This is a genomic window from Bacillus sp. 05T21 (assembly GCF_056396785.1).
Genome location: NZ_JBFTMD010000093.1, coordinates 1 through 677, shown reverse-complemented (window position 1 = coordinate 677; position 677 = coordinate 1). Strand labels below are relative to the sequence as shown.

Sequence of the window (677 nt, the reverse complement as noted above, 5' to 3'; positions counted from 1 at the left end):
CATCAACTGCAGTAAATCCTCTTACACCTGTATAGTTTTCGTCATATAAATACTTATATATATCACTTTGTGGGATTACTTTTTTCATCTTTGTACCAACATCAGGTACTCCAATTTCATTTCTTATATTATCAACTACTGTCTTTTCATTAGCATTTAACACCCTATCTGGATGTAACATCTCAACAAATTCATCTACTGAATACCCACTATTATTAATAAGTTTTTTAACACTATCACTGGTATTTAGCTCAGCATTACTTAATCCCTCTGGAGCCCATCCAAATTTTTTATTAAATTCAAATTTTGTTGCTACATTTCCAGTTTCTGAATCTATAATATTCAATATATCTCCATCTTGGAAAGCTCTTGCATAACCCCTTTCATATGAAAATTCCGGTAATACAATATTTTTACTTCCTGTGAATCCTCTTGCAGTAAATGGATAATTATCGACATTAGCTTCCCACCTTGGAATCGTCAACTTTGATGGATCATTTTCTATATATTCAATAGCCCCATAAAACCTATCTGGTGCACCAATTGGTGTTGATACACCATTTCCTCCATGATCTACTTTAAACATCGTTCCATCATAGTCAAGCCTAGCCCCTTCATAATTTTCAAACAGTGTTTTTAAATTTGCACTATGCTCATCAACTGCAGTAAATCCTCTT

The 677-nt window shown here is 33.1% G+C and carries 1 protein-coding gene; it reads right to left on the bottom strand.

All coding sequences use genetic code 11. The features are described 5' to 3' along the window. Nucleotides 1-677, bottom strand: a 677-nt coding sequence (locus tag AC1DKZ_RS32905; RefSeq protein WP_476997977.1) for a hypothetical protein, incomplete at both ends; no start/stop codon positions are given.